Below are 25680 nucleotides of genomic sequence, written 5' to 3'. Positions count from 1 at the left end.
TTTAAAAATGGAAAAAAAGAGGTAAATTATCTAAAAATCAGCGCTATGGAAAAGAAGAATAAAAAGAAGCAGTCTCTCGTTATTAAAGATGCTTTTAGGGTCCTTAGTTTCATATTTGCTGCAATTATGATTAGCGCCTGTAGTAAAAAGGTGGTTTTTCCTGTTTCTGAGGTTGTGCCTGCGGCCGAGGCTGTTGTAAAGGTGGAAAAGGATGACAACAAAAATTATGAGATCGACCTGGAGGTGAGCAATCTTGCAAGCCCCAACAGGCTTACTCCCTCGCGCCGGTATTATGTCGTCTGGATGGTAACTAAAAAGCACGGTACCATAAATATTGGGAATCTCAAAATTAACCGTAAGAATAATGGGGAATTACAAACCAGTACCGCATACGAGCCTATTCGTATTTTTATTACCGCCGAAGACGATGATAAACCGGTCCTGCCTTCTACACAGGTAGTGCTCAATTCGGAAGAATTTCAGGTATAAAAAAAGGTTGTCAAAAAAGATTTAAATCGCCTCATTCTGAATTTAATTCAGAATCTAATTACCTGCATTAGTGGCTAATTAGAACCTGAAACAAGTTCAGGTTGACGGGAATCAGCTTTTTTGACAACCTCTCCTCTTAAAATGGCATTTTCGGGAACTATTTCTTTTCCTGTTGTCCGTATTTGTCGGTATATCTTTTTGCAAGTTCTGTCTGGTGACTTTCGAGACTAATCTCACGGCCCTGGATGAAAGCCTGCGAAACCTTGTTGGTGCGCATATCAAGCGCGTCACCTTCACTAATGAACAGCGTGGCGTCTTTTCCTGCTTCAAGGGTTCCAAGGCTGTCATCAATCCCAAGGATCTTTGCAGTATTGGAAGTGATCATTTTTAAAGCTTCCTCTTTATCGGCACCATACCCGGTTACTGTACCTGCGTAAAATGGCAAATTGCGGCTGTTCATTCTCTCCATGCCGCCGCTGGTTTCAAGTCCTACTAAGATTCCTTCCTTGTTAAGCAGGTAAGCAAGTTTGTAGGGTAGATCATAATCCTGATCTTCCATTTGAGGGGTCTCATGCACGCGAGCTACCAAAACCGGCATATTTGCAGCCTTGACTTCATCGGCAATTTTAAAGGAATCGTATCCTCCTACCAGTACTACTTTGTCCAGTCCGTGCTCCTGCTTAAAAGCTATTGCATCTATAATCTCCTTTTCTGAATCTGCATGAAGATAGATTCTCTTGTTGCCGTTAAAAACATCCTCCATTGCCTTAAATGGAAGGTTTGCTTCTTCCATCGGCCCTGCCAGATATGCTTTTGCATTCCTGAAAAAGGTGTTTAGTTCCTCAAGATCTTTTGCGTAATCATCATTAGGTTTGATCCCAGGATCCTCTCCTTCCCACCACCGGCCTCTGCGAACGCTGTTTGGCCAATTGATGTGTAAGCCGTCATCTTCTTTCAAAACTGCATCTTCCCAGTTCCATGCATCGAATTGTACGATTGAAGAGGTGCCCGAAATTCTTCCTCCTCGAGGAGTGATCTGTGCAACCAGGACGCCGTTGGGACGCATACTTTCCACTACCTGACTTTCGGCATTGTACGCAATCAAACTGCGAACGTGCGGTAAAAGTTCTCCCAGTTCATCTTCGTCATCAGATTGTACCACGGCATCGATCTCTACCAGACCAAGGGTGGAATTTGGCGCTATGAAGCCGGGATAAACGTGCTTTCCTTTTGCATCAATGATCTTCCCGGGATATTGCCGGTTGGTAGAACTCACATCGCTCACTGTGGTGAGTTTTCCGTTTTCAAATATGATGACGCTGTTCTCGATTACTTCCCCGTTGCCAATATGGGCAGTGCCACCTATTATGCTTATCGCCTCATCTTGTGGTGGCGCCGGAGTTTGTTGTGCGATCGCCGTGCCTGTAAAAAAGAGCAGTACCGGCAAAATATATTTATTCAAATTTTTCATACTTCGAAATTTTAAAGAGTGTCACAGTGCATTTCTTCTTTCTTGGAATCTTTTACCGGCTGCGTCTTTAAACCGTTGTTCTTGGCTTTTAGCATTTGAGAAGTTAGGAGGTTTTTCTGCTTCTCAACTTCCTGGCGCAGTTCTTCATCCCTTTCGATATCAAAATACACCACTCCTTCAATGAGGGTTTTTTCAGGTTTTGCGTAAACTGATAGGGGATGGGCATTCCAAAGAACTAGATCTGCATCTTTACCTTCTTTGATACTTCCCACGCGGTCATCAATGTGAAGTAGTTTGGCCGGATTCAGCGTTACAAATTTCCATGCTTCCTCTTCCGAAATATCTCCGTACTTCACACTTTTTGCCGCTTCCTGATTCAATCTTCTACTCATCTCGGCGTCATCACTGTTTATGGCAACTGTCACTCCGGCGTTGTGCATAATTGCAGCATTTTGTGGAATCGCATCCTTTACTTCATATTTGTAAGCCCACCAGTCGGAGAAAGTTGATCCTCCTACTCCGTGCTCGGCCATTTTATCGGCTACCTTATAACCTTCCAAAATGTGTGTAAAGGTGTTGATGTTAAAGCCAAATTCCTCTGCCACTTTCATTAACATGTTAATCTCACTTTGTACGTAAGAGTGGGCAGTTACTTTACGCTCGCCGTTAAGGATCTCCAGGATGGTCTCCATTTCAATATCCTTGCGATAAGGTTTGCCGCTCTTTTTAAGCTCTTCATATTCGCGGGCGCGGGTGAAATAATCAACGAATACCTGTTCCACTCCCATTCGCGTTTGTGGAAAACGTGAATTGCTGTCCCAGTTGGCCTGCTTTACGTTCTCTCCCAGAGCAAACTTGATGAACTTGGGTGAATTTTCTATTAGCATTTCCTTCGGACTAACTCCCCACTTCATTTTCAGGATTGCCGATTGTCCGCCTATGGGGTTAGCAGAGCCATGAAGCAGTTGCATTGTAGTCACTCCCCCGGCAAGGTTGCGGTAAATTCCAATATCATCGGGATCTACCACGTCTTCCATTTGAACTTCGGCAGAGGAATTGTGTCCCGCTTCGTTTACGGCCGATGCCGCAAGGTGAGAATGCTCATCAACGATTCCGGTGGTGAGGTGTTTTCCAGTAGCATCGATCACAGTCGCACCGCGGGCGCCAAGGTTTCTTCCTACTTCAGCAATTTTTCCGTTACGCACCAGTACATCTGTATTTTCCATGATCCCCTGTTCTTCATTCGTCCAAACAGTGGCATTTTTGAAAAGGATGTCCTGTTGCTTCGGAAGCTCTTGAAATCCATAGGCCATGTTCGGGAAAGTTACCGGCAGAACTTCAGGATATTCTGTAGCTTTTTCATCTTTTTTATCTGAAGCTGCAGCAGTTTGAATTGCAGTAAAAGTGGTTTCTGTACCATCTCCTAAAATGGCTTTTCCGCTGAAGTTTTTTGGATCGTCGGCAATTCTTGCGCTCAGTCTTGTGTATTCAGCTTTAGTCGTATCGGGAGCTGAAAGCAGGATGTTCACCCAATTGTTCTTGTAGTTGATCTTAGAACCAACTTTGCTGCTGTTAGTGGTGACTTCAGCTTGAGGCTTTGTTGGTTCTCCCGAGATCTTCATCTCGTAAGTATTATTTCCAACTTCCAGCTTGTAAGTTCCGTTGAGATTTACGAGGTCGATATCTTCATAGACTTCCCTGTTTCCCTGCACCCAGTTTTCGTAAATGGTAGTTTCTTTATCAAAGTAATCTCCCGAAGTCACAATGAAATTCGCCCAGGCCCCTTCTTTTAATGTTCCCAGTTGATTTTCGTGACCTATGAGTTTTGCAGGTACTGTGGTAAGCGCTGCAAGGGCATCTTTTTTATCCAGCCCGTAAGCCACTGCCTTGATTAGGTTCTCCCTAAAGTTCTTTTCGGCATCATAAGTAGTAATGGTGTAAGGAACCTTCTTTTCCGAAAGCATTTTGAGATTTGCAGGTGCCTGATTCCATTCTTTCATATCTCCAAGAGTAGCATATCCTGCCATGTAAGGATCTTCCATGTCGAACGGCTCCGGGAAATTTAAAGGAACTATGAAAGTTGCATTCGTTGCTTTAATTGCGTCAAGTCGTTCAAATTCTTTTCCGCTGCCAAGAATGACGTACTGCACTCCCACTTCGTCTCCAATCTTATCGGCACGCAATTCATCCAGTAAATTGTCTGTCTTAAAGATCTGCAACAGGTTCTTGTTCTCATTAAAAGCTTCAAGTGCAAGATCTTTATTGTCTGCATTGCCTTTCGCATACCAGTCGGCATCAAGGTAAGCCTGTCTCAGCAAAGCCATGGCTCCCATTTTTGAAGAAGGATAGACTTGTTTCGATTTTGCACTTTTTTCAAAGGAAAAATACTGAGCCGATTCCTGGTCGAGTATTCTGTCTCCTTCAGTTCCTTCAGAATTAAGCGCTACCAGCATTCCGGTACCGCGCACAATTCCGTCAGGCATGTGGGTATTGACCACTCCAAAACCAAGTTTCCTTAGCTTCTCGGCTTCTTCTTTGTTGTACTTGAAGTTTTCCAAAGCCGAAGTTTCCGGCCTCAAATGATCATTCCAGTAATAACCTTCACGACCAGGGTCATACTGCGGATTCCCGCCGTATGGGCTGCCCGAACTGCCTTTAGGCTTTTCAATTCCAAAATTGGTATAGAGATCAATAAATGATGGGTAAACGGTTTTCCCTTTAAGATCGATCACCACTGCATTTGCGGGAACTTTAATGTTGTTTCCAACAGCCGTGACTTTTCCATTGCGTATGGCTAGCATGCCATTTTCAATGAAATTTGTTGGGTCAACATAAATATTGGCGTTCTTAAGAACAGTAAAGTTGGTATTCTCCTGGGCCTTAACGGCGTCGTTCTTTGGAAAATACTCCTGCGCCTGCACCCCGGTTACGGCACTAAGCAGCAGGCAAAACAATAATCTGATTTTCATAAAATAGTTTAGGATTGGAATTTTGAGTGAGTAAGTTAATAAAAAATTAAAAATGAAAGAGGCTCTATAATTGCCCCCGGCTTTTATGATAGTTCACCAGTAGCGCCACTACATAGCTGTAGCTTTTCATACCTTCGGGCTGATTGTTAGCTACTAAAAAAGAATCATAAATTGACATGAACATGGGTTCGAACGGATTTTTATGACCTTCCCAGAATTCCCTTACTTCCCGGTAGTTCTCCTTCACTCCAAAATTTAATTTTTCTACCAGCTCCTCGGTAAGCTCAGGGTCCCGGCGATAAAGTTCACTAAGGCAGTAACTCAAGGCAAAAGTATAGCCGGAGTAATTAAAATATTTATCGGGATGGTTCATGGTGGTGAGACAGGCCAGAAAGTTGGCTTCATTTTCTTTTGCAAAACCCAGCTGGTGGCCTATTTCATGACTGGCCGTTGTCGGGATCTTGTAGGGTACTATCTGCGTATTCACCTGGCCTTCGTTGGTGATAGGGTTGAGGTAGCCGTTAAATCCCATATATGTAAGAGGTATGCTGTAAACCGATCTTTTAAGGCTCGGTATTTCATAGTCCAGCTCAGGAAAATCATCTTCAATATTTTCATAGCCCAGGATCGAAAGCTCCAGGATCTGCGACTTTGAGTAGGGAATATCTACTTTAACCGAATCATTACCGGTTATGGATAAATGAAATTCATTTGAGGTGGCAATAAGGTCCCGGGTGAGTTCTATAAGTTCTTCGGTGGTGTATTCATTATCTATTTTTAAAGCGGCATGCAGGGGCAACCGGTAATAGTTGAACCCCCAGAAGAGGTTAAAAGAAAAATAGATTAGGGAAATCATTGCTACAGAATTAAGGATCCATCGTTTTGGATCGCGAAATCTTTGATTAATTCTAAAATACAACCAGCGTATGGTCATAATCACCAGTAAAGCATACAGGAAATCTCCTAATGAAAAGGGCAAAAAGCCGATGGTTCTTCGCAGTAGGGCAGAGGTAACAGGGTAAATCCCGTTACTATACCATTTCTCTACCAGCAAAGGATTATTAGCCAATATCCTGTTCAACAGGATTTGCAGGGGGAGAAAAATCGCCAGGACAATTGCTATTTTTTGCTTCACCTCTCAAAAATAGCTTATTTTAAAATGAAGATGCTAGAGACAAGAGCCAAGAATTTTGTAAAAAGAAGTTGTTGCCAATCGCCAGTTCTTATTCAGAGCACTTAAAACATAGTTAGCCGGCAAAAAATGCTGTAAGAGTAAAGGAAGAATATTATAAACCGGAAAGGAATTTAGAAATAGCTGAAAAATATAGTTCTTTAGCATCAAGCCACCCGTAGTGGCCGGTATTAGGGAGCAGTACTAAACGCGACCCGGGTAGTAGTTGATGTGCCTGGTGTGAAAGCTCAGGATTGACCACATCATTTTCCCCGTGAAGGATCAACACAGGTTTTTGGAAATTCTGCAAACCTGATTTCGCGTCAAAATTTCTTTGTCTCATGTCATTCCACAGCAAAGAGTTTATGGTTCTATTGCCCTGAGTAAGCCGTTTAGCTATAACAGGAATATGTTTTTTGTTGTATACATAAGCATGTGCAAGAAATTCCGCTCGTTTAAGCTGGGTAGCCCGGGTGGTATCTCCACTCGCGATCTTCTCGCTGTAGAAACGCAGGGAATCTCTTTCTGTTGCTGTCAATGCAGCTGTTATATCGAACTGTGAGAACAAAGTAAGGTCCATCCCTCCAGAGGATGATTGTATCATGGCCTTCACTCTTTCAGGAAATTTTGCAGCATAGGCGTAAGCCAGCATTCCGCCAAACGAGTGCCCTAAAATGATCCATTCCTCGAGTTCCAGGTGCTTTCTAAGGAGCTCCAGGTCATTCACCAGGAGATCTATGTTCATGGAAGAAGCATCGATTTTTGCCATTTTTGAATGTCCCGTTCCGCGCTGGTCGTAAAGAATGACCTTATTATTGGCTGAAAGTTCTTTTGCCAGCGGTATAAAGCCTTCGCTGCTCATTCCGGGTCCGCCGTTGATAATGAGCAGCGGTGATCCGGTCCCAAAAATGCGATAATGTAGCAGGTTTCCATCGGCCTCCATAAATTGACTTTCCTGGGCCCATGAAAGCTGCGGAAGCAGAAGGGAAAAGAAAATAATAGGTCTTAAAAATGTCATTTTTGAGAGATATTTATGAGCTTTAGGCTCCAATATAAATATTATCTTATAATCTGAAGTTTTTAAGACCACTCAAGCTTCTACTACGCATTTTCTTTTTTCCCGATTGCATCACTTATATTTGTGTACAAACAAAAAAAATACAACAATGAATGACGAAATAAGAGCTTTGGAGCCAAAGCCACTCTGGAATAAATTTGCTGACCTTAATGCTGTGCCCAGACCTTCCAAAAAGGAGGAAAGGGTGATAGAATTCATCAAGAAATTTGGAAATGATCTGGGTCTGGAAACTGAAGTAGATGAAGTAGGGAACGTGATCATTAGAAAACCGGCAACTCCAGGCATGGAGAATAAAAAAGCAGTGGTTTTGCAGTCTCATCTCGATATGGTGCATCAAAAGAACAATGATATAGATTTTGATTTTGAAAATCAGGGAATCGATATGTACGTTGATGGCGACTGGGTTCGTGCTAGAGGAACAACTTTGGGAGCCGACAACGGTCTTGGAGTAGCTACTATGATGGCCATCCTGGAAAGCAAAGATATTGAGCATCCTCCTCTCGAGGCACTGTTTACAATTGATGAAGAAACCGGCATGACCGGAGCCATGGGATTGCAACCCGGTGTTCTTAACGGAGATATTCTGCTGAATCTCGATACTGAAGAAGATAACGAAATAGGTATAGGTTGTGCCGGCGGAGTGGATATCACCGCCTCCAGAACATACCGGGAAGAGCCTGTTCCCGAGGATACTATTGCTTATAAAGTAGTTGTAAAAGGTTTGCAGGGAGGACATTCGGGAATGGATATCATCAAAGGCCTTGGAAATGCCAATAAATTAATGAACCGAATCCTCTTCGAAGGCTTTGAAAAATTCGGAATGAGGATCGCAGAGATCAATGGCGGCGGACTCCGCAATGCAATCCCGAGGGAAAGTGAAGCTGTTGTGGTTGTAGAGAAGATCCAGGAGAAGGATTTTACTTCAGAAATAGGTAAGCTTATTCAGGAGATTCAGCAGGAATACAAGTCGCTGGAGCCAAAGTTGCTCATAGAAGTTTCTGAAACTGAAGCACCAGAAAATGTGATGGAGCTGGGAGTTCAGGAGTTACTTCTAAAGTCTATCTACTCCGCTCACAATGGGGTGTACAGGATGAGTCCAGATATTGAGGGGCTTGTTGAAACTTCCAACAATGTAGCCCGGGTGACTGTCAAAAATGGGCAAATTGAAATTCTTTGTTTGACCCGCTCTTCTGTTGATTCGTCCAAAGATGACCTTGCTAACAGCCTGCGGGCAGGATTCGAACTGGCAGGATTGGAGGTAGAGCTTTCGGGCGCATATCCCGGCTGGAGCCCGAATATGGATTCTCCAATCCTAAAAGTCCTTGATGAATTGTACAGAAAGATGAATACAGATGAACCCGATATCGCAGCCTGTCATGCGGGTCTTGAATGCGGGATCTTAGGAAAGAATTATCCCGAAATGGACATGATCTCCTTTGGTCCAACAATTCGTGGAGCTCACTCTCCAGATGAAAGAGCGAGTATTTCTTCGGCACAGAAGTACTGGAAATACGTGCTGGAAGTCTTAAAAAATATTCCGGAGAAGAAATAATTCTTCTGGAGCATAAACTAAAAGACCTTCCAAAATTGAATTTTTGGAAGGTCTTTTAAATTTTTACAGGTCTATTTTTTATTCCTGGACTCCTACCAGCTCAACTTCAAAAATTAGGTCGGCAGATGGAGGGATGACCGGGGGAGCACCGCGGTCTCCATATCCTAAATGAGAAGGAATGAATAAAACTGCTTTATCTCCAACCTGCATTTGCTGTACTCCTTCTTTAAAACCGGGAATCATAGGTGCATCTTTGCTGTATAGCATAGGCATAGGAGCATAACCTCCCATTTGCTGCCTTCTTTCATTAAGCGTTCCCGCTTCTTCGGCTATTTCAGCGATATTCGTGTCAAAAAGATCACCAGAGCTTAGATAGCCTTTATAGTTAACCAGAACAGTGTCTCCCTGTTGTGGTTGAGGACCTTCTCCTTCTTCAAGGATAGTGTACTTAAGACCACTTTCAAGCTCTTTTGCCTGCGCCTTTATCTCTTCATAACGCTTAAAGTTAGCAGTGCGCTTCTCTTCCATCTCCTTGTTCTTAGCCTCGGCTTCAGCTTTAAATACCTGTAATTCTTCAGAAAGAACTTCTGAAGCATTAAAGTTTTTGGCGTCTTTACCTTTGCGAATGATTTTCACTTCCTGCATTACCACATCTTCTAAAGGACGATCGTTAGGTCCTGTTTCGAGTTTTCCAATGGCATCAATTACATCCTGACCTTTTACTACCTCACCAAAAACGGTGTGAAGTCCATTTAACCAGGGAGTTTCTTTAAGGGTGATAAAAAACTGGCTTCCGTTTGAATTGGGTCCAGAGTTAGCCATGGAAAGTATTCCTGCGGAATTATGAGTTAAAGTATCTACGATCTCGTTTGGAAATTTGTACCCGGGGCCACCGGTTCCGGTTCCCTCGGGATCACCTCCCTGGATCATGAAATCACCAATAACGCGGTGAAAAACAAGCCCATCATAAAAAGGCTTATCACGGTACTGCTCATCGGCCATGGTGCTTTCCCCTTCGGCAAGGGAAACAAAACTGGCAACGGTCATTGGCGTTGCTTCATAGTATAGTTCTGCTACAAAAGGTCCTTTGTTAGTTTTAAATTCGGCGTACATACCGTCTTCAAGTTCGGGGTATTCTTCATTGCAGGAAGTAAAGGCAAAAAGGGCACTGCAAAAAAGCAAAAAACTGATTTTTTTCATTTCTGAATTATTGATTTAGTTGTTATTAATCTGGTTGGTTTCAGGTTCTTCTGAAATATCGATAAGGGTCACGGTGGAGATCACCGGCACATCTTTTCCTATTCTGTTCTTGTCGCCGTAATACCCAAATGCTTTGTGAGAAGGAAAGAGAAAGGTAACTGTTTCACCTTCTTTCATGAGTTTAAGTCCCTGCCGCAGTCCACTAAAAAGCTGTTCTTTGTCAATGGTATAAGTACGGGGAGCGATCTCTTCATCACTATAGATATTCTGGCCGTCAAGAGTCTTAAGGTTATAGTCGAATTCTACCACTTCACCAAACTGGGGAGTCCTGGTTGAGGTAGTATCTTTTGTGTTGTAGTAGTACCAGAAGCCGTTGGGTGAAGATAAATATTCTCTAGTGGAATCTTTCTCAATGATCTTTTGAATTTGGGATTCCTCTTCGGCCACGATCTTTCGATTGCGTTCTACAGCTTCATTTATATAGGAACCCGACTTTTGAGTTACCGGCCTTCTGGCTTCAGGCGATTTACAGGAAAATAGCAGCAGGCCTGCCAACAACATTAAAAATTTCACTTTCATAGTGCCAGGTTCTTTTTATAGGTGGGCAAGATACTAATAAATTTATCAACTGTCTCTTGCAGAGAGAGATCGCTTTTACCTCCCGCGGCATTAATATGACCGCCGCCATCAAAGTAACGCCGGGCAAAATCATTGACTGAAAATGTGCCTTTTGAACGAAAAGATATCTTGACGATCTTTTCGGCTTCATTTTCTATGAAGATTGCAGCAAAGACGATTCCTTCCAAAGAAAGCCCGTAGTTTACGAAGCCTTCGGTATCTCCTTTTTTGAAGTTATGCCTGTCCAATTCCTCCTGTGACAGGGTGATATATGCGGTTCTCAAACCTTCAACTACTTTAAGATTTTGTAAGGCACAACCCAATAATTGCAATTGCCCGTAAGAACTTGTATCAAATATGTTCTCGTGGATGGAAGTATTGTCTGCGCCTTTATCAATGAGATCGGCGATCACGCGGTGCGTGAGGCTGGTCGTAGAGCGGTACCTAAAGGATCCGGTATCGGTCATGATCCCGGTGTAGAGACAGGTGGCTATTTGCGGAGTGATCTTTTCGTCTAAACCTATATTCTCAATGAAGTGGTACACCATTTGGCAGGTGGAGCACATGCTAACATCACTATAAGTAACCTCGGCATAGTCATCGGGTTGCTGGTGATGATCTATCATGATAAAAGAAGCCTTTGCTCCCTTGAGAGGTTTATACATTTCTCCTGCCCGTGAAAGGTGGTTGAAATCAAGGGTGAAGATAACATCTGCTTCAGCAATATAATCATCACATTTTTTAGGATCCCTGTCGTAGATTAGCACCTCATCCTGGTAAGGCATCCATTTCAGGAAATTTGGATAATCATTAGGTGCTATTAGTTGAACATAGTGGTCCAGGTGCTCAAGCAGGATTTTAAGCGCCAGGGTAGAACCCATAGCATCACCATCGGGTCCTTTATGAGGGACGATGACTATTTTTTTGTTCCCCTCAAGCAACTCCTTTACCCGTGAAATATCTTTATTTGTCATAGAGGGCGAAGATACCGAATATTTGAAGATTCGAAAAGTTTGAACCGATTCCAAAAATGACATTTTTAAGAGCCTTTCTTTATGATAAATTGAATAAAAGGCTAAGCACCTTGTAAATGGCATTGTTTTGACTATTTTTGCACCCGAATTAAAAAATTGAACAAATGGCAGGAAATAGAACTTTCACCATGATTAAGCCCGATGCAGTTGAAAAAGGACACATTGGAGCTATTTTAGAGCAGATCACTGCTTCAGGATTTAGAATTGTTGCGATGAAGCTAACGCAAATGACCAGTCGTGATGCCGAAAAATTCTACGAAGTGCACAGTGAGCGTCCATTTTACGGGGAATTGGTTGAATTTATGAGCCGCGGGCCAATTGTTGCCGCTATTCTTGAAAAAGAGAACGCTGTTGAAGATTTTAGAACTCTTATTGGGGCTACAAATCCTGAAGATGCTGCCGAAGGTACCATTAGAAAAAAATACGCTGCTTCTGTAGGTGAAAATGCCGTTCATGGAAGTGATAGCGATGAGAATGCACAATTAGAAGGTGCTTTCCATTTTGCCGGAAGGGAAATGTTCTAAGACCTTTTCAAAAATGATATTGAAAAACCACCTTTTTGGGTGGTTTTTTATTTTCCGTAAGTCCCGCCTTTATCTACTTTTCCTGTCATGGGAACAAAACGTACGGGCAGCAAATTTTTTTCCTCAAAGGTGTTTTTGCCGGTCTTGTACAGCATGACCAATTTCTGGTTTAGCCGTCCCACGGGAGCTAAAAGACGCCCCCCAACTTTTAATTGCTCTTTTAAAGGTTTCGGAATGGTCGGTGGCGCGGCCGTCAAAAAAATAGCATCAAAAGGAGCGACTTCTTCCCAACCCGAGTACCCGTCACCGTGTTTTGTAGTGATATTGTCATAGTTTGTCTTTGCCAGGTTTTCTTTGGCTACATCTGCCAGCCATTTAATGATCTCAATGCTATACACATGATTTACGAGTCTGGAGATTACAGCGGCATTGTAGCCACAACCGGTACCGACTTCCAATACTTTTTCATCTTTTTTCAACTGTAACTGTTCGGCCATGTAAGCTACAATGTACGGCTGACTTATGGTTTGGTTTTTTCCTATAGGAAGCGGCCTGTCTTCATAGATGCTATCCTGTTGGTCTTCGGGAACAAAAAGAGAACGATCAACCTCTATCATTGCCTGGAGCACCCTGGGGTCTGAAATGCCGCGGCCTTTCAATTGATGCTCTATCATATCTTGTTTGGTAGCCATTTTTCCTTATCTCACAGTGGCTTAATAAGTTAGTGAAAAATAGCCTTTTTGGAAAGAATTAAGGAATTTCTTTTGAGAGGAAACACGACAACGAAAAAGGGAAGTCTGCAGTTATAGAGCTGGCAATTTTACTCAGGGCTCAGTGTTAGGTGATCAGTGATCAGAAAATGTGGTTAACAAAATATTTAACTCAATATAATTGGGATATAAACTATAGTCTTCCTGGGAGAAGTCTTTCCTGGAACTATTTATATACTAAACCATGAATTCCTAGCGCAGGATGAGTTTTTTTATAAGCTCCTTTCCCAGCTCTTCGTTGAGCATTTTTACAATCTTTTCTTTTCCGTAGCTTAACTCTTCGCGAAGCACAGAAGAACTAAGCTGTACATGAAGAGTGTCGCGATCTAATTTGATAGAGGTGGTGTATTTTTCTATGGCAGGACCCATCTGGCTGTTCCAAACCTCCCGAACGTGCACCTTATCCAGGCCTTTTTGCAGTTTGTTGTCGCTCACAAATTCCTGGAGAGCTTCACTTATGCTAATATGATCGTTAATTCTCTTTGCCATAGTTTCCAGAGTAGGGGGTAAATCGTTTGTAAGTGTAGATGATCCCATCGGGATTTAGAACCACCAGTTTGTCTTCTTCGGAAGTAAGTAAGGTTTCCTTCCAGTTTGCGTAGGGAGTAGAATAGTACAAATTAATACTGTCATTTTCAAGCTTTACCCGAAAGATTTCTTCATCATTTGAAGTAATAAAACCGCCATCAATTTGTGGACGGACTTTTTTACGGAAGCCAGAAGTACTGTCTACCTTTATATAATCTACTATTTCGGAATATTTGAATTCTTTTGTGATTCCTTCAGGCAGTTCTGCCTTTGTGATTTCCCAGTATCCGTTGAGGTTGTCGATCTTTTCCTGAGGGGATTTATTGCATGATATTAAGTTGATCCCCAAAAAGAGAATGAAAATGGCCTTTTTCACAGGTTAAACATTTTATAGGTTTGTCCGGTTCCTTTTACAACTTTTTCGGTGCGGTCGTCGTGGGTGTCGCTAATGAAGATCTGTCCCAGCTCATCTGTAGCAACCAGGTCTACAATATGAGCTACTCGGTTCTCATCCAGCTTGTCAAATATATCGTCCATTAGCAGGATAGGGGAGACTTTACTCAATTCTTTTATAAAATCGAACTGTGCAAGTTTTAAAGCAATAAGAAAAGACTTTTGCTGTCCCTGGGAACCAAATTTTTTGATGGGATGGCCCTCAATTTCAAAAATAAGATCATCCTTATGAGTGCCCACGCCAGTATATTGCAGGGCCATGTCTTTCTGAAGATTCTGTTCAAGCTGATTTCTAAAATCTCCATCATCCAGCTGACTTTTATAGCTGATGGTAACCTCTTCCCGGCCATTGCTAATAACCGCATATCGCTTCTGAAATATTGGAATAAAGATTTCAAGAAAAGCCTTTCGTTTTTTGTGCAGGTTATTTCCCAGTTCTTCCAGCTGCATATCATAAACTGAAAGTGTGTCGCGGTCAAAGCTGTTGTTGGCCGCAAAATACTTCAGCAGGGAATTGCGCTGGGCGAGGATCTTTCCGTAGTCAATTAGGCTATTGAGATATTTGTTGTCACTTTGTGAAATGACACCGTCGAGAAACTTGCGCCGGGTTTCACTGCCTTCAATGATAAGGTCACGATCTGCCGGGGAAATTATCACCGTAGGAATAAAACCAATATGTTCGCTGAATCTCTCGTAAGGTTTGTTATTGCGCTTAATAACTTTCTTTTGTCCGCGTTTGGCGCTTACAATAATTTGTTCTTCTCTCTCCTGCTTCTCAAAAATGCCGTCCACAACAAAAAAATCGGCGTCGTGTTTTATGTTTTGGCTGGTAATAGGATTGAAATAGCTTTTTCCGAAGGAAAGATGATAAATACTGTCTAAAACATTCGTTTTTCCCATTCCATTATTTCCTACTATACAATTGATCTTGGGGTCAAAATCAAAATCGGCCGCGTCAAAATTCTTATAGTTGAGTAAAGAAAGGGTTTTGAGAAACATAAGATACTGCTATTCAGAAGAATAAATACATAAACCGGATGCGGCTTTAGACAGTGCAAATTAGCATAAATAAACAATTTATTTCCCTTTTAGTTTTAAAGAAATATTCTATTTTTGCCCTTCATTTAACGTTTATTTATGGCAACGTACAAGAAAAGAGGATATAAGCCCAATAACAAGGAAGAGCGACAAACTGCTGTTGAAGAAGAATCGACAACTGCAGAAGTATTTAATACGCTTGATGAAGGGGCCAGTAAGACCGAAGCATGGGTAGCTCGCAACCAAAAATATATTTTTATAATTATTGGAGTTGCTGCTGCGGCGATCCTTGGATATCTTGCTTATGAAGAATTCATCCAGGAACCTAAAGAAGCCGAAGCTGCCAATGAGATGTTCATGGCACAGCAGTATTTTGACAATGCCCTGCAGGCATCTGGCGCACAAAGTGATTCTCTTTTCAACCTGGCTTTGACAGGAGGACAGGGTAAATACGGTTTTGAAGATATTATTGAGAATTACGGTTCTACAGATGCGGGTAATTTAGCTCATTATTACGCGGGTATGGCTTACCTTCATACCAACCAGTACCAACAGGCGATCGAAGCTCTTGATGATTATGAGAGTGACGACCAGATCCTTGCTCCTCTTGCAAAAGGCGGAATTGGAGATGCATTCCTGCAGCTCGATCAGCCGGAAGAAGCTCTTGGATATTACGAAGAGGCTGCCACAATGAGAGACAATAATTTCACTACTCCTAAATTTCTTATGAAAGCTGCAGTTACAGCAATCAAACTTGGGGATGGTGCAACTGCTGTAAAATATCTTGAGAGAATACAGAATGAGTATCCCGATTCTGTTGAAGCAAACAAAGTAGCGGTTTATCTGGGACAGGCACAGGCAATGCAAGAGTAAAAAATACTATGGCAACAGAAGGAAAAAATCTTTCAAATTACGATAAGAACAAAATCCCAAACGCGAAGGAATTCAGGTTTGGGATTGTTGTTTCTGAATGGAACGAGAATATCACAGAGAACATGTGCCAGGGCGCTATAAAGGTGCTTCTGGAAAATGAGGTGTTGGAGAGAAAAATTGTTCGCTGGAATGTTCCCGGAAGTTTTGAATTGATCTACGGGTGTAAAAAAATGCAGGAGTCCTACGACATGCTCGATGCTATTATTGCCATTGGCAGTGTGATCGAGGGGGAAACCAAACATTTTGATTTTGTTTGTGATGCTGTATCCCAGGGGATCAAAGATCTCAATGTGCAAAGTGATATTCCTGTGATCTTTTGTGTTTTGACAGATCACAATATGCAGCAGGCCATCGACCGCTCGGGAGGAAAGCACGGAAATAAAGGTGCAGAGGCAGCTGTAGCGGCTATTAAAATGGCACAACTTCGAAAAGATTCCCGGTTATAATCCTTCTTTTATCAAGGCACTGTTTTTGTGTTGTTGAGTTTGCTCGCCTAATCTTCGGAAATTTTGAGCATTTTGAGTAAATTTGATGTTTCCGGGAAATAAAGAACAGTAATGCTTAAACTCAACATTTTTTCAGCTCGAAAGAAAAACAACCGGTATAACTATACGCCGCGTTACTACAAAGGTAAGGACACCGGAAATGTTTTTAATTTTGATTCCAAATTCAATAAGTATAGAGAAGCTACCAATGCCATAGATTTTGGCAGCCAATGGAAGCAGGCTCGTGAAAATAGCCGTCACCGTGGAAACAGGGAGATCAATAAGACGGTACTCATAATTATTGCCATCCTGGTTCTTATTTTCCTTTGGTTCATAGACTTTGATTTATCAATATTTAGCAATCCTTATTAAATGACAGATGTTATTCATCTCCTGCCCGACCATGTCGCCAATCAAATAGCAGCAGGTGAAGTGGTACAGAGGCCGGCTTCGGTAATTAAGGAGCTACTCGAAAACTCCATCGATGCAGGTGGCACCAACATTAAAATTTTAGTTAAGGAAGCAGGAAAGACGCTCATCCAGGTTACCGATAATGGGAATGGAATGAGTGTTACCGATGCCCGACTCTGTTTTGAGCGACATGCAACTTCCAAAATAAATACAGCCGAGGATCTTTTTAGTCTTAAAACTAAAGGCTTTCGAGGGGAAGCCCTTGCGTCTATTGCGGCGATTGCCCATGTGGAACTCAAATCGCGGCAGGAAGATGATGAAGTAGGAACCTGTATAAAAATAGAGGGTAGTGAGGTCGTGTCGCAGGAAGTTTGCGTAACTCCGGTAGGAACCACAATTTGTGTAAAGAACCTTTTTTACAATATCCCTGCCCGCAGAAACTTTCTTAAAAGTGATACTGTAGAATTACGACATGTTATTGATGAATTCCAAAGAGTAGCCCTAGCGCATCCATCAATCCAGTTTTCTCTTTTTCATAATGGAAGTGAATTATTCCAATTGCCCGAAGCCAATTACCGGCAACGCATAGTCAATATTTTTGGCGGGAAGACCAATGAAAAATTGGTGCCTGTAGAAGAGGATACCGCAATAGTGAAAATCCACGGATATGTGGGTAAACCTGAATTTGCCAAAAAAGGCAGGGGCGAGCAATTCTTTTTTGTAAATGAAAGGTTTATTAAAAGTCCATACCTCAATCATGCCGTAACTGCGGCTTTTGAAGGACTGTTAAAAGATAGAGCTTATCCAAGTTACTTCCTGTACCTGGATGTTGATCCAAAGAGTATCGACATCAATATTCATCCCACAAAGACAGAGATCAAATTTGATGATGAGCATGCGCTTTATACCATTTTGCGCAGTTCAATAAAACATAGCCTGGGGCAATTTAATGTTGCGCCTGTTCTGGACTTTGACAGGGATTCCAGCCTGGATACCCCTTATGAGTTTTCTCAAAAAGGAATAACCCCTCCCAAAGTAGAGGTGGACCCAAATTTTAACCCTTTTCGCACAGAAAGATCGGGAGGCGGATATAACTCCTCAAATTTCCGTAGAGAAAAAGCTGCAGGTAGCTGGCAAAGTCTCTATAATGGTTTACAGGGGGAAGGGAATGAAACTGCTTCAGGAATTACCCAGGTGGAATTTGAAAGCGATGAGGTCACCGGTAATCTATTTGGATTGGGAGATGCAGGAGAAACCGGAAGTACTACATTTCAGCTAAACAAAAAGTATATAGTTACTACCTTAAAAAGCGGAATTCTGGTAATCGATCAACAACGGGCACACACCAGGATCCTTTATGAGGAATTACTTAGGAATATTACAGTTACTTCGGCGGTTAGTCAACAGTTGTTGTTTCCGTTAAAAATTCAGTTTTCTACCAATGAAATGGAGCTTCTCAAGGAGATCAAGGATTCCCTGGAGCAAGCGGGATTTATATTTTCCGAAGTAAAAAAAGATTCAGTAGAAATTAGTGGAATCCCTACTTTAATTTCAGAAAGTGAGGTGGAGATCTTGTTGGAACAGCTGCTTTTGGACCTGGAAAATGAAGTACCGGGATCGGGTTTTTCACAAGTAGACACACTTTCAAAATCCCTCGCAAGGGGAATGGCAGTAAAGTCGGGTACAGTTTTAAACAGTGCAGAACAACAGAATATTGTAAATAGTCTTTTCGCCTGTAAAGAATCTACTTTATCGCCGTTTAATAAACCTGTATTTATTACCTTAACTGTAGACGAATTAGATAAAAAGTTCATGTAAATGGGAAGAATGACCGAAACCGTAAAGGTTCTTTTAATTATTAATGTCATAGTTTATATAGGGAGCCAGGTTTTGGGAGATAAGGCCTATGAGCTGTTTTCCTTATGGTTCATTGAAAATGATAATTTCCAATTTTGGCAGGTGATCACCCATATGTTTATGCATGACCCCAGCAGCATATTTCATATATTATTCAATATGTATGCATTATGGGCATTTGGAAGTCCCATTGAACAGGTGCTGGGAAAGAACAGGTTCCTGTTTTTCTATTTTTCGGCAGGAATAGGGGCGGCCATAATCCATACCCTGGTAAATTATTATCATTTCCAGGCGGGATACAGTGCCCTGCTGGATGCCGGACTTGGTGCAGGAGAGGTAGAGCAATATTTGCGTGAATCTTATGCTTCAATAGTCAGGAACGGCCAGTTTAGTATTCCACAGGGTGTGGACCAAAATGTTTTGAGGACCATGTTCCAAACCTATATTACCCCGGCAGTAGGAGCATCGGGCGCAATATATGGTATATTGGTAGCGTTTGGGATGATGTTTCCTAATGTAGAGCTGTTTCTGCTGTTTGTACCGGTACCTATTAAGGCAAAGTTTTTTATTCCGGCATTAATTGCACTTGACCTCTTTTCCGGGTTGACTGGATATTCTATATTTGGAGGAGGGATCGCTCACTTTGCACATATTGGAGGAGCCCTGTTTGGATTTATAATGATGTGGTACTGGAAAAAGAACCAGTTCAACCAAAACCGTTGGGATTAATGAGGAGAAATAATAATATAAGAGCAAAGATCGAGATGGCTACAGTGAGCGAAAAGCTCATTGCTGTCAATGTTCTTGCTTTTGTGCTGTTTTTCTTTTTTAAAACCCTGGCTTTTCTGTTCAATTTTGAAACAGACTTTATTTTAGAGTGGCTGGTTTTTCCTAAAGAACCGGGAGAATTCCTTTTTAAGCCTTGGTCCATCATAACGTACGCCTTTCTTCATAGTGGGATATGGCATTTGCTGTCAAACATGTTGATCCTGTATTTTTCGGGAATTTATTTTCTCAATTACTTTTCTCCAAAAAAACTACTGAACTTTTACTTCCTGGGAGGTATTTTTGGTGCCCTGGTTTACATGGCGAGTTATAATTTGTTTCCCGCTTTCCAGGGAACAGGAAGATCTTATCTTATAGGAGCCTCTGCGGCTGTTATGGCCATCTTGGTGGGTATTGCAACTCATATTCCTCACATGAGGGTTAGACTTATATTGCTTGGTAGTATCAAGCTTTGGTGGATAGCGGCTTTTCTGGTGGTTCTGGATGTTATTCAAATCCCTATCTCCAATCCCGGAGGCCACCTGGCTCACCTGGGAGGAGCAGGCTTTGGTTATCTCTATGCCAAACAATTGGGAAAAGGCAATAATATTGCCGCAGGATTTGAAAAGTTCCTCGACTGGGTAGGTTCTCTTTTTTCTTTTAACAGTGCTCAAAGGAATAAGAGCAATCTTAAGACTGTACACAAAAAGCAATCTACAGGGAATACTTCAACCGGGTATAATACTCGCGCACGAAATAAAAGAGAGGAACAGGAAAAAATAGATGCCATCTTAGACAAGATCAGTAAAAGTGGTTATGACAGCCTTACTAAACAGGAAAAGGATTATTTATTCAACGCAGGAAAAGACAATTGATGAAAGGTCTCAACTGGTTTGACAGGTTCTTATTCTTGCTTAACATACTTTTCGCAGTTGCACTTTTGTTTGCTTATTTACTGCCTTTCATTCCTCCCAGTAGCTTTGCCCTGCTTTCGGTCTTTAGCCTGGGTGTACCACTCTTGATCATTATCAATATTATTTGCCTGCTGTTCTGGTTGTTTAGATTAAAGCCTCAGGCGCTTCTTTCTTTTTTGGTCCTTTTGATAGGTTTTAACCACGTTACTTCGGTATATGAAATTTCTTCAGATGAAGATGGGCTGGTGGATGACAATGTGCTAAAGATCCTTACCTATAACGTGCGGCAGTTCAATCAATATGGCTGGGCAGAAGATGTTGATATTCCGCAGAAGATAGCAGCTTTTATAAAAAAGGAGGATGCAGATGTGGTGGCAATGCAGGAGTACTATAAAGGAGAGTTAGATATTGCCAACAGCTTCCCTCACAAGTATATAAAACTAAAAGAAAATAATGCCGAGTTTGGTCTGGCAATATTTTCAAAATTTCCTATTATAAATTCCGGTTCACTTGACTTCCCCACAAAGAGTAATAATAATGCTGCATTTGCCGATATTGTTAAAAACGGGGATACTATTAGGGTGGTAAATGTTCATTTCCAGTCATTCGGAATTAAGCCTGATCTGGGAACTATTGAGAAGGAGCATTCCAAAAAAGTGTTTCTTGGTATGGGACAAACCTTTGTGAGACAGGAGCGACAAATGAGACTTGTTAAAGATATTGTGCTCTCCAGCCCATATCCCACTATAATACTTGGAGATTTTAATAATACGGCTTATTCATACATTTACCAGGAGCTTAGGGATATTGGGCATAATGATGCCTATAAAGAAGCGGGAAATGGCTTTGGAAAGACCTTTGAGCTATACGGGATATTTCCGCTTCGCATCGATTTTATTCTGCCAGATGAATCTTTGGAGATCCTCACTTTTAGTAATTATGAGGTGCCATATTCAGATCATTTTCCAATCACTGCTACTCTTAGACTAGGGGAATGAAATTTCCTGTCGCTGTAGATAGTTCAATGCATTTGGACCTTCATTAAAGATGAGATCCACGATACTCAAATCATTTAGATAGCCATATTTTTCCTGAAATACCTGGTTATACGGTTCGAAGGATTGAATTTGATTATTTTTGGCTTCAATAAGAAAACGTGCGTCTTTTACTTCTAAAGGTGTTTTAATATATTCCCGGGCTTTTTGATAGGATAATTCCATTTGCAAACACTCCATAGCCAGATGAAGGCTCTGGTAATTAAAATCCATTAAAAAGTCGAACTTTTGATGGTATAGCGGGTAGAATTCATCTTCATAAAATTCAAAGAAGGGGGAGGTACGGTAAACGGTTTCTATTGATTTCCAATGTTGTTTTTGCCATGGAAAATCATTTTCAATTTTTAAATCTCGGTACTTTTGATGGCCAGATTTATCACCGGTATGCTTAATAGGGATATTAAGCAATAATTTACCGTTTGCGCCATAGATGTACATGCGGTTACGGTAGGTCTGTTTCTGATAATTATCTTCGTTCTCAAAAATAATTTTTTCTGCATTGACCATTGCTACAAATTGAGAAACAGGTCCAAAGTAGGAGGGATGTAACAGGAGCTTCTGCATCAAAAATGTTATTTTTTGGTCTTCTTTTTTCTGAAGAAACTATATCCAAATAATCCAACTAACACTACCAGAAAGTAAGGCAAGTAAGAAACAGGTTCTCCCTGGCCGCCTACTGTTGTGAACATCCTATCCCATCTAATCTTACTAAGGCCTGAAGCATTGGGATCAAGACTTAACCAAATGAAAACCGGTTTTCCTACTATGTGGTTTTCGGGAACATATCCCCAGTAACGGCTGTCTTCACTATTATGGCGGTTGTCCCCCATCATAAAGTAATAATCCTGCTCAAAGGTATAGGAATCCAATTCTTCGCCATTGAGCAGAACCTGGTCTCCACTAAATGTGAGTTTTCTCTGTCTATCCATTTCCAGGCCTTCATAGGTTTCGATAATCTGCCTGTAAAAACCTGCCGTTTCGGGAGTGATCTCTACGGTAGCTCCTTTTTTAGGAATATATATTGGACCTAAATTATCCTGGTTCCAGTTGAACCTTTTGTTATTTGGGAAGATACCTGCGTCTTTCTGTCCCAAAGGATTAACGATCCTTTCGATTGATGCTACATTAGGATGATTCTTAAGTCTTTCGTAAGTTTCTTCGGTTAGGGCCTGGATATAGAATTGATTGGTGTTTGGATCGTGGTAAAAAGCATCCGTAATGTCGTACATCTTGTACAGGGTATAAGGATCAAATCCCTGGCCTTTTGTAGTTCCTGTGTATGAATACTGCGGCTTGGCGCGGTCAGGCAATTCCAGGGGTTGATGATCTATATAGATCCTGCCGTCAATGATCTCCAGAGAGTCTCCGGGAAGACCAACTGCTCTTTTTACATAATTAGATTTTTTGTCTACCGGTTTATCGTAACGCTCTCCGGAAGTGTCTCTAAACTGGCGCACGGTATCCACCGGCCAGTTGAAAACCACGATATCGTTGCGATCTATATCCTGAAAGCCTGGTATCCTAAAATAGGGAATATGAGGCCTGTTCCAATAGGATTTTATTCCAAGAACAGGAATGGTGTCATGAACCATAGGAAACGCTACCGAGGTAATTGGGGTGCGGGCTCCGTAATGGAATTTACTCACAAACAGGTAATCTCCCACAAGTAAAGTTTTCTCAAGGGAGGAGGTGGGAATTGTAAAAGGCTGCATCACATAAGTGTGAACTATGGTTGCAGCGACAATGGCAAACAAAATCGAACTTATCCATTCACCTGCAGCACTACCCGGTTGGAGGCTTCGGTTCTCACGGTATTTTACATCACTTACGTAATTAAGATAATAGATGTAAAACCCACAGGTGATCACCGCCAGTACCGTATCTGTAGTGGAAGTTCGGCCAAAGCTGCGTACTGTCTCCACCCAAATAACAGGAAACATGATAAGATTCACAATAGGGATGAATAGCAGGAGAACCCACCACCATGGCCGGTTAATGATCTTCATCAAAATAACGGCGTTATATACAGGTATAGCTGCTTCCCAGGCTTTGCGTCCTGCTTTTTTGTAGAGTCTCCAGGTTCCTGCGAAATGAATTAGCTGAATTAGAGCGACAAACAGGATCCAGTTTGTAAAAGTCATGAGCGTAGTTTATTTATTGGTATACCGTATGGCTATTCTGTTACATTAAACAGCACATCTTTCATGCTGTAAACCCCTTTTTTATCCTGAAGCCACTCGGCAGCTATAATAGCGCCCAGTGCAAAACCATCGCGGGAGTGAGCTATATGTTCAATTTTAATCGTGTCAACTTCAGAATTATAGGAAATTGTGTGGGTGCCTGGAACATTCTCAATTCTTTTAGCGGTAACAGGAATTTCATTGTCCGCCGCTTTATCCAGCTGCCATCCGGTTTTTTCTGAATTTTCCATGATCTGTTCTGCCAGAGTAATGGCGGTACCACTTGGAGCATCCAGTTTTTGAGTGTGGTGGATCTCTTCAATAGCAACTTTATATTCAGGAAATTTGTTCATTAGCTTAGCCAGATTCCTGTTCAATTCAAAAAACAGGTTTACACCCAAGCTAAAGTTGGAGGCGTAAATAAAAGCAGCCTCATTTTCATTGCATATTTCCACGGCCTTATCATACTGTTTTAACCAGCCTGTAGTTCCCGAAACTACCGGAACCTGTTTTTCAAAGCAGGTCGTAATGTTCTTAAAAGCAGCATCGGGCACACTAAAATCAATGGCGACATCTGCTTTTTGAAGATCTGCTTTTTCAACGTCGTCACTTATCTTTAGAACAATCTCGTGACCACGTTCTACAGCCAATCTTTCAATGGTCTTACCCATTTTTCCGTAGCCTAAAAGAGCTATTTTCATTAAAAATTAAAATTTAAAGTAAGGCCATAACCTGTAGTGCCGGTAAATTGATCGTAATCCAGGTTTGGCCGGAGTGAAAGATCTTCACTCACATTGAATTGTTGCAGGTGAGCGTCGACGTTTGCATCAATTATATTAAGTGCGTAAAGTCCCAGGGTCACCATTACAGAAACCTCTTTATTTCGTTGGTAAAAACGTTGGGCTTCAATAAGGGCACTTGTCGAAACCCTTTGTTGCCCATTCTCATCATAAAACTCGTCATCGGTATTTCCTGCAAGCCTGCTTTTATAAGCGCTGCGATACCGGTCATATTGCCGGTCATTTTCAAGATAGAAATATACTCCCACTCCTAAAGCAGTGTAAACAATAGGGATTTTCCAGTATTTCCCGTTGTAGGCCTGTCCCAAACCCGGAAGTACTGCCGAATAAAACGCGGCGCGGGCAGGGGAGAGTGGATCGTAAGGTTTATACGCAGGTTCCTCAATGACCAGCTGCGGGTCTATGAGCAGGGAATCGTCCTGTGCAGAAAGCTTCAGGAAAAACAGGAAAAATATAATGGGTAGTATGAGATTTTTAATCTTCACCCTGTATGATCTTTTTAATACGATTTAGGTCTTCTTCAGAAGTAAAGGGAATAATTAGCTTTCCATTTCCCTTTTTTGACACCTTTACATCCACCTTTGCTCCAAGTTTTTCTGAAAACTCTTTGATGCTTTTTTTGACATCCCTGGAAACTGCGGGAGTGGAGGTTGTGGTTTTCGGTTCCGGTTTTCCTTCCTGAAGATTTCTTACCAGTTTTTCGGTCTCTCTAACAGAAAGGGAGTTAGCGAGAATTTTTTCATAGACCTCCAGCTGGACCTGTGGATCTTCAATATTGATGAGTGCTCTTCCATGCCCCATACTAAGAAAGCCGTCGCGCATTCCCGTCTGTACAATGGGATCGAGTTTTAGCAACCTTAGATAATTGGCAATAGTGGACCTGTTTTTTCCAATACGTTCACTTAACTGCTCCTGGGTAAGATTAATCTCATCAATGAGCCTTTGGTATGAAAGTGAAATTTCGATGGGGTCGAGATCCTGCCTCTGTATATTTTCAACAAGAGCCATTTCCAGAGATTCCTGGTCATTGGCAATCCTGATATACGCGGGAATTGTTTCCAGTCCAACAAGTTTGGAAGCCCTAAAACGTCTTTCTCCCGATACCAGCTGGTACTTGTTGTAATCCAGCTTTCTTACCGTAATAGGCTGGATGACTCCCAATTCCCTAATGGAAGATGCCAGCTCGCGCAAAGACTCTTCATTAAAACTCGTTCGGGGTTGAAAAGGGTTTACCTCAATGGCGTCCAGCTCCAATTCCACAATATGCCCCACCAGCTTATCGGCATTCTTATCTTCAGCCGATTTAATATCATTTTGAGGATCCTTCAGCAATGCTGAAAGTCCCCGTCCCAAAGCTTGTTTCTTTGTCGCCTTCGCCATCTTCT

At 41.8% G+C, this 25680-nt stretch carries 26 protein-coding genes; 10 read left to right on the top strand and 16 right to left on the bottom strand.

Translation table 11 applies throughout. The features are described from left to right. The first annotated feature begins 45 nt into the window (after positions 1-45). On the top strand, positions 46-489 hold the full coding sequence (locus OU683_RS09215; RefSeq protein ID WP_268137478.1) for a hypothetical protein: 444 nt from the start codon (positions 46-48) through the stop codon (positions 487-489). Between the two features lie 157 nt (positions 490-646). Here the strand turns inward: OU683_RS09215 and OU683_RS09210 are convergent, their stop codons facing one another. The 4 genes from OU683_RS09210 to OU683_RS09195 form a co-directional block, all read right to left on the bottom strand. Continuing rightward, positions 647-1960, bottom strand: coding sequence for an amidohydrolase family protein (locus tag OU683_RS09210; RefSeq protein ID WP_268137476.1), 1314 nt, complete (start codon positions 1958-1960; stop codon positions 647-649). An 11-nt stretch (positions 1961-1971) separates the two neighbouring features. Continuing rightward, entirely contained in the window at positions 1972-4929 is a 2958-nt protein-coding gene (locus tag OU683_RS09205) for an amidohydrolase family protein (protein ID WP_268137474.1), read from the bottom strand. A gap of 64 nt (positions 4930-4993) precedes the next feature. Then, on the bottom strand, positions 4994-6064 hold the full coding sequence (locus OU683_RS09200; protein ID WP_268137472.1) for a DUF3810 domain-containing protein: 1071 nt from the start codon (positions 6062-6064) through the stop codon (positions 4994-4996). A 151-nt stretch (positions 6065-6215) separates the two neighbouring features. Beyond that, positions 6216-7118: an alpha/beta fold hydrolase gene (locus tag OU683_RS09195; RefSeq protein ID WP_268137469.1), complete on the bottom strand. Its 903-nt coding sequence runs from the start codon at positions 7116-7118 to the stop codon at positions 6216-6218. Between the two features lie 148 nt (positions 7119-7266). On the opposite strand from OU683_RS09195, the gene OU683_RS09190 reads away from it, so the two are divergent. Then, positions 7267-8730 carry an aminoacyl-histidine dipeptidase gene (locus tag OU683_RS09190; RefSeq protein ID WP_268137467.1) on the top strand — a complete coding sequence of 488 codons (1464 nt, stop codon included), beginning with the start codon at positions 7267-7269 and terminating at the stop codon, positions 8728-8730. A 78-nt stretch (positions 8731-8808) separates the two neighbouring features. Here OU683_RS09190 and OU683_RS09185 read toward each other — a convergent pair whose 3' ends face one another. Genes OU683_RS09185 through OU683_RS09175 form a run of 3 tightly spaced genes read right to left on the bottom strand, consistent with a single transcriptional unit; the run spans position 8809 to position 11522 of the window. After that, the gene (locus OU683_RS09185) at positions 8809-9930 is read right to left on the bottom strand and encodes a peptidylprolyl isomerase (protein ID WP_268137465.1); all 1122 of its coding nucleotides are present in this window, start codon (positions 9928-9930) and stop codon (positions 8809-8811) included. Positions 9931-9945: 15 nt separating this feature from the next. Continuing rightward, positions 9946-10509 carry a gliding motility-associated peptidyl-prolyl isomerase GldI gene (gene gldI, locus OU683_RS09180; RefSeq protein WP_268137463.1) on the bottom strand — a complete coding sequence of 188 codons (564 nt, stop codon included), beginning with the start codon at positions 10507-10509 and terminating at the stop codon, positions 9946-9948. After that, positions 10506-11522 carry a DHH family phosphoesterase gene (locus tag OU683_RS09175; protein WP_268137938.1) on the bottom strand — a complete coding sequence of 339 codons (1017 nt, stop codon included), beginning with the start codon at positions 11520-11522 and terminating at the stop codon, positions 10506-10508. Before OU683_RS09175 ends, gldI begins: the two co-directional genes overlap by 4 nt. A 164-nt stretch (positions 11523-11686) precedes the next feature. Here OU683_RS09175 and OU683_RS09170 point away from each other — a divergent pair, with 164 nt between their 5' ends. Then, positions 11687-12106, top strand: a complete 420-nt coding sequence (locus tag OU683_RS09170; protein WP_228916817.1) for a nucleoside-diphosphate kinase — start codon at positions 11687-11689, stop codon at positions 12104-12106. Positions 12107-12153: 47 nt separating this feature from the next. Here OU683_RS09170 and OU683_RS09165 read toward each other — a convergent pair whose 3' ends face one another. The 4 genes from OU683_RS09165 to recF all read right to left on the bottom strand — a co-directional run bounded on the left by OU683_RS09165 (position 12154) and on the right by recF (position 14856). Continuing rightward, positions 12154-12798, bottom strand: coding sequence for a protein-L-isoaspartate(D-aspartate) O-methyltransferase (locus OU683_RS09165; RefSeq protein WP_268137460.1), 645 nt, complete (start codon positions 12796-12798; stop codon positions 12154-12156). A gap of 270 nt (positions 12799-13068) precedes the next feature. Next, a complete protein-coding gene (locus OU683_RS09160; RefSeq protein WP_228916813.1) occupies positions 13069-13365 on the bottom strand; it encodes a DciA family protein in 297 nt (98 codons plus the stop codon). Then, entirely contained in the window at positions 13349-13780 is a 432-nt protein-coding gene (locus tag OU683_RS09155; RefSeq protein WP_268137454.1) for a lipocalin family protein, read from the bottom strand. The genes OU683_RS09160 and OU683_RS09155 overlap by 17 nt, the downstream gene beginning before the upstream one ends. Then, positions 13777-14856, bottom strand: coding sequence for a DNA replication/repair protein RecF (recF, locus tag OU683_RS09150; RefSeq protein ID WP_268137452.1), 1080 nt, complete (start codon positions 14854-14856; stop codon positions 13777-13779). The genes OU683_RS09155 and recF overlap by 4 nt, the downstream gene beginning before the upstream one ends. Before the next feature lie 138 nt (positions 14857-14994). On the opposite strand from recF, the gene OU683_RS09145 reads away from it, so the two are divergent. The 7 genes from OU683_RS09145 (at position 14995) to OU683_RS09115 (ending at position 21258) form a co-directional block, all read left to right on the top strand. Further along, positions 14995-15768, top strand: a complete 774-nt coding sequence (locus OU683_RS09145; protein ID WP_268137450.1) for a tetratricopeptide repeat protein — start codon at positions 14995-14997, stop codon at positions 15766-15768. Between the two features lie 8 nt (positions 15769-15776). After that, positions 15777-16274 (top strand): 6,7-dimethyl-8-ribityllumazine synthase, encoded by a 498-nt coding sequence (ribH, locus tag OU683_RS09140; RefSeq protein WP_268137448.1) that lies wholly within the window; start codon positions 15777-15779, stop codon positions 16272-16274. 111 nt (positions 16275-16385) lie between these two features. Continuing rightward, positions 16386-16685, top strand: coding sequence for a hypothetical protein (locus OU683_RS09135; protein ID WP_268137446.1), 300 nt, complete (start codon positions 16386-16388; stop codon positions 16683-16685). Further along, a complete protein-coding gene (gene mutL, locus OU683_RS09130; RefSeq protein WP_268137444.1) occupies positions 16686-18542 on the top strand; it encodes a DNA mismatch repair endonuclease MutL in 1857 nt (618 codons plus the stop codon). It begins immediately after the preceding gene. Further along, positions 18543-19310 (top strand): rhomboid family intramembrane serine protease, encoded by a 768-nt coding sequence (locus OU683_RS09125; protein ID WP_268137442.1) that lies wholly within the window; start codon positions 18543-18545, stop codon positions 19308-19310. Next, positions 19310-20221: a rhomboid family intramembrane serine protease gene (locus OU683_RS09120; protein ID WP_268137440.1), complete on the top strand. Its 912-nt coding sequence runs from the start codon at positions 19310-19312 to the stop codon at positions 20219-20221. Before OU683_RS09125 ends, OU683_RS09120 begins: the two co-directional genes overlap by 1 nt. Beyond that, entirely contained in the window at positions 20221-21258 is a 1038-nt protein-coding gene (locus tag OU683_RS09115) for an endonuclease/exonuclease/phosphatase family protein (protein WP_268137438.1), read from the top strand. The genes OU683_RS09120 and OU683_RS09115 overlap by 1 nt, the downstream gene beginning before the upstream one ends. On the opposite strand, the gene OU683_RS09110 is transcribed toward OU683_RS09115, so the two are convergent. The 5 genes from OU683_RS09110 to OU683_RS09090 are packed head-to-tail and all read right to left on the bottom strand — an operon-like array spanning position 21247 to position 25675. After that, positions 21247-21879 carry a WbqC family protein gene (locus OU683_RS09110; protein WP_268137436.1) on the bottom strand — a complete coding sequence of 211 codons (633 nt, stop codon included), beginning with the start codon at positions 21877-21879 and terminating at the stop codon, positions 21247-21249. The two genes, OU683_RS09115 and OU683_RS09110, sit on opposite strands and share 12 nt — an antisense overlap. An 8-nt stretch (positions 21880-21887) precedes the next feature. Beyond that, complete coding sequence (gene lepB / locus OU683_RS09105) at positions 21888-23456, bottom strand: signal peptidase I (protein WP_268137434.1); 1569 nt, start codon at positions 23454-23456, stop codon at positions 21888-21890. Positions 23457-23488: 32 nt separating this feature from the next. After that, complete coding sequence (dapB, locus tag OU683_RS09100) at positions 23489-24196, bottom strand: 4-hydroxy-tetrahydrodipicolinate reductase (RefSeq protein ID WP_268137432.1); 708 nt, start codon at positions 24194-24196, stop codon at positions 23489-23491. After that, complete coding sequence (locus OU683_RS09095) at positions 24196-24780, bottom strand: DUF5683 domain-containing protein (RefSeq protein ID WP_442800849.1); 585 nt, start codon at positions 24778-24780, stop codon at positions 24196-24198. Before OU683_RS09095 ends, dapB begins: the two co-directional genes overlap by 1 nt. Further along, positions 24770-25675 (bottom strand): ParB/RepB/Spo0J family partition protein, encoded by a 906-nt coding sequence (locus OU683_RS09090; protein ID WP_268137431.1) that lies wholly within the window; start codon positions 25673-25675, stop codon positions 24770-24772. Before OU683_RS09090 ends, OU683_RS09095 begins: the two co-directional genes overlap by 11 nt. Between the last annotated feature and the right edge of the window lie 5 nt (positions 25676-25680).

It is taken from the genome of Salinimicrobium sp. TH3 (genome assembly GCF_026676115.1).
In the GTDB taxonomy this organism is placed as follows: domain Bacteria; phylum Bacteroidota; class Bacteroidia; order Flavobacteriales; family Flavobacteriaceae; genus Salinimicrobium.
This window is presented reverse-complemented; position numbering and strand designations above follow the sequence as displayed.

Excerpts from the sequence above, each read along its gene's own strand:
- OU683_RS09210 (WP_268137476.1), bottom strand. The coding sequence starts at position 1,960 with ATGAAAAATTTGAATAAATATATTTTGCCGGTACTGCTCTTTTTTACA.
- ribH (WP_268137448.1), top strand. The coding sequence starts at position 15,777 with ATGGCAACAGAAGGAAAAAATCTTTCAAATTACGATAAGAACAAAATC.
- OU683_RS09145 (WP_268137450.1), top strand. The coding sequence starts at position 14,995 with ATGGCAACGTACAAGAAAAGAGGATATAAGCCCAATAACAAGGAAGAG.
- recF (WP_268137452.1), bottom strand. The coding sequence starts at position 14,856 with ATGTTTCTCAAAACCCTTTCTTTACTCAACTATAAGAATTTTGACGCG.
- OU683_RS09110 (WP_268137436.1), bottom strand. The coding sequence starts at position 21,879 with ATGCAGAAGCTCCTGTTACATCCCTCCTACTTTGGACCTGTTTCTCAA.
- OU683_RS09135 (WP_268137446.1), top strand. The coding sequence starts at position 16,386 with ATGCTTAAACTCAACATTTTTTCAGCTCGAAAGAAAAACAACCGGTAT.
- OU683_RS09170 (WP_228916817.1), top strand. The coding sequence starts at position 11,687 with ATGGCAGGAAATAGAACTTTCACCATGATTAAGCCCGATGCAGTTGAA.
- OU683_RS09115 (WP_268137438.1), top strand. The coding sequence starts at position 20,221 with ATGAAAGGTCTCAACTGGTTTGACAGGTTCTTATTCTTGCTTAACATA.
- OU683_RS09175 (WP_268137938.1), bottom strand. The coding sequence starts at position 11,522 with ATGACAAATAAAGATATTTCACGGGTAAAGGAGTTGCTTGAGGGGAAC.
- OU683_RS09165 (WP_268137460.1), bottom strand. The coding sequence starts at position 12,798 with ATGGCTACCAAACAAGATATGATAGAGCATCAATTGAAAGGCCGCGGC.
- OU683_RS09185 (WP_268137465.1), bottom strand. The coding sequence starts at position 9,930 with ATGAAAAAAATCAGTTTTTTGCTTTTTTGCAGTGCCCTTTTTGCCTTT.
- dapB (WP_268137432.1), bottom strand. The coding sequence starts at position 24,196 with ATGAAAATAGCTCTTTTAGGCTACGGAAAAATGGGTAAGACCATTGAA.
- gldI (WP_268137463.1), bottom strand. The coding sequence starts at position 10,509 with ATGAAAGTGAAATTTTTAATGTTGTTGGCAGGCCTGCTGCTATTTTCC.
- lepB (WP_268137434.1), bottom strand. The coding sequence starts at position 23,456 with ATGACTTTTACAAACTGGATCCTGTTTGTCGCTCTAATTCAGCTAATT.
- OU683_RS09215 (WP_268137478.1), top strand. The coding sequence starts at position 46 with ATGGAAAAGAAGAATAAAAAGAAGCAGTCTCTCGTTATTAAAGATGCT.
- mutL (WP_268137444.1), top strand. The coding sequence starts at position 16,686 with ATGACAGATGTTATTCATCTCCTGCCCGACCATGTCGCCAATCAAATA.
- OU683_RS09160 (WP_228916813.1), bottom strand. The coding sequence starts at position 13,365 with ATGGCAAAGAGAATTAACGATCATATTAGCATAAGTGAAGCTCTCCAG.
- OU683_RS09205 (WP_268137474.1), bottom strand. The coding sequence starts at position 4,929 with ATGAAAATCAGATTATTGTTTTGCCTGCTGCTTAGTGCCGTAACCGGG.
- OU683_RS09120 (WP_268137440.1), top strand. The coding sequence starts at position 19,310 with ATGAGGAGAAATAATAATATAAGAGCAAAGATCGAGATGGCTACAGTG.
- OU683_RS09090 (WP_268137431.1), bottom strand. The coding sequence starts at position 25,675 with ATGGCGAAGGCGACAAAGAAACAAGCTTTGGGACGGGGACTTTCAGCA.
- OU683_RS09190 (WP_268137467.1), top strand. The coding sequence starts at position 7,267 with ATGAATGACGAAATAAGAGCTTTGGAGCCAAAGCCACTCTGGAATAAA.
- OU683_RS09125 (WP_268137442.1), top strand. The coding sequence starts at position 18,543 with ATGGGAAGAATGACCGAAACCGTAAAGGTTCTTTTAATTATTAATGTC.
- OU683_RS09195 (WP_268137469.1), bottom strand. The coding sequence starts at position 7,118 with ATGACATTTTTAAGACCTATTATTTTCTTTTCCCTTCTGCTTCCGCAG.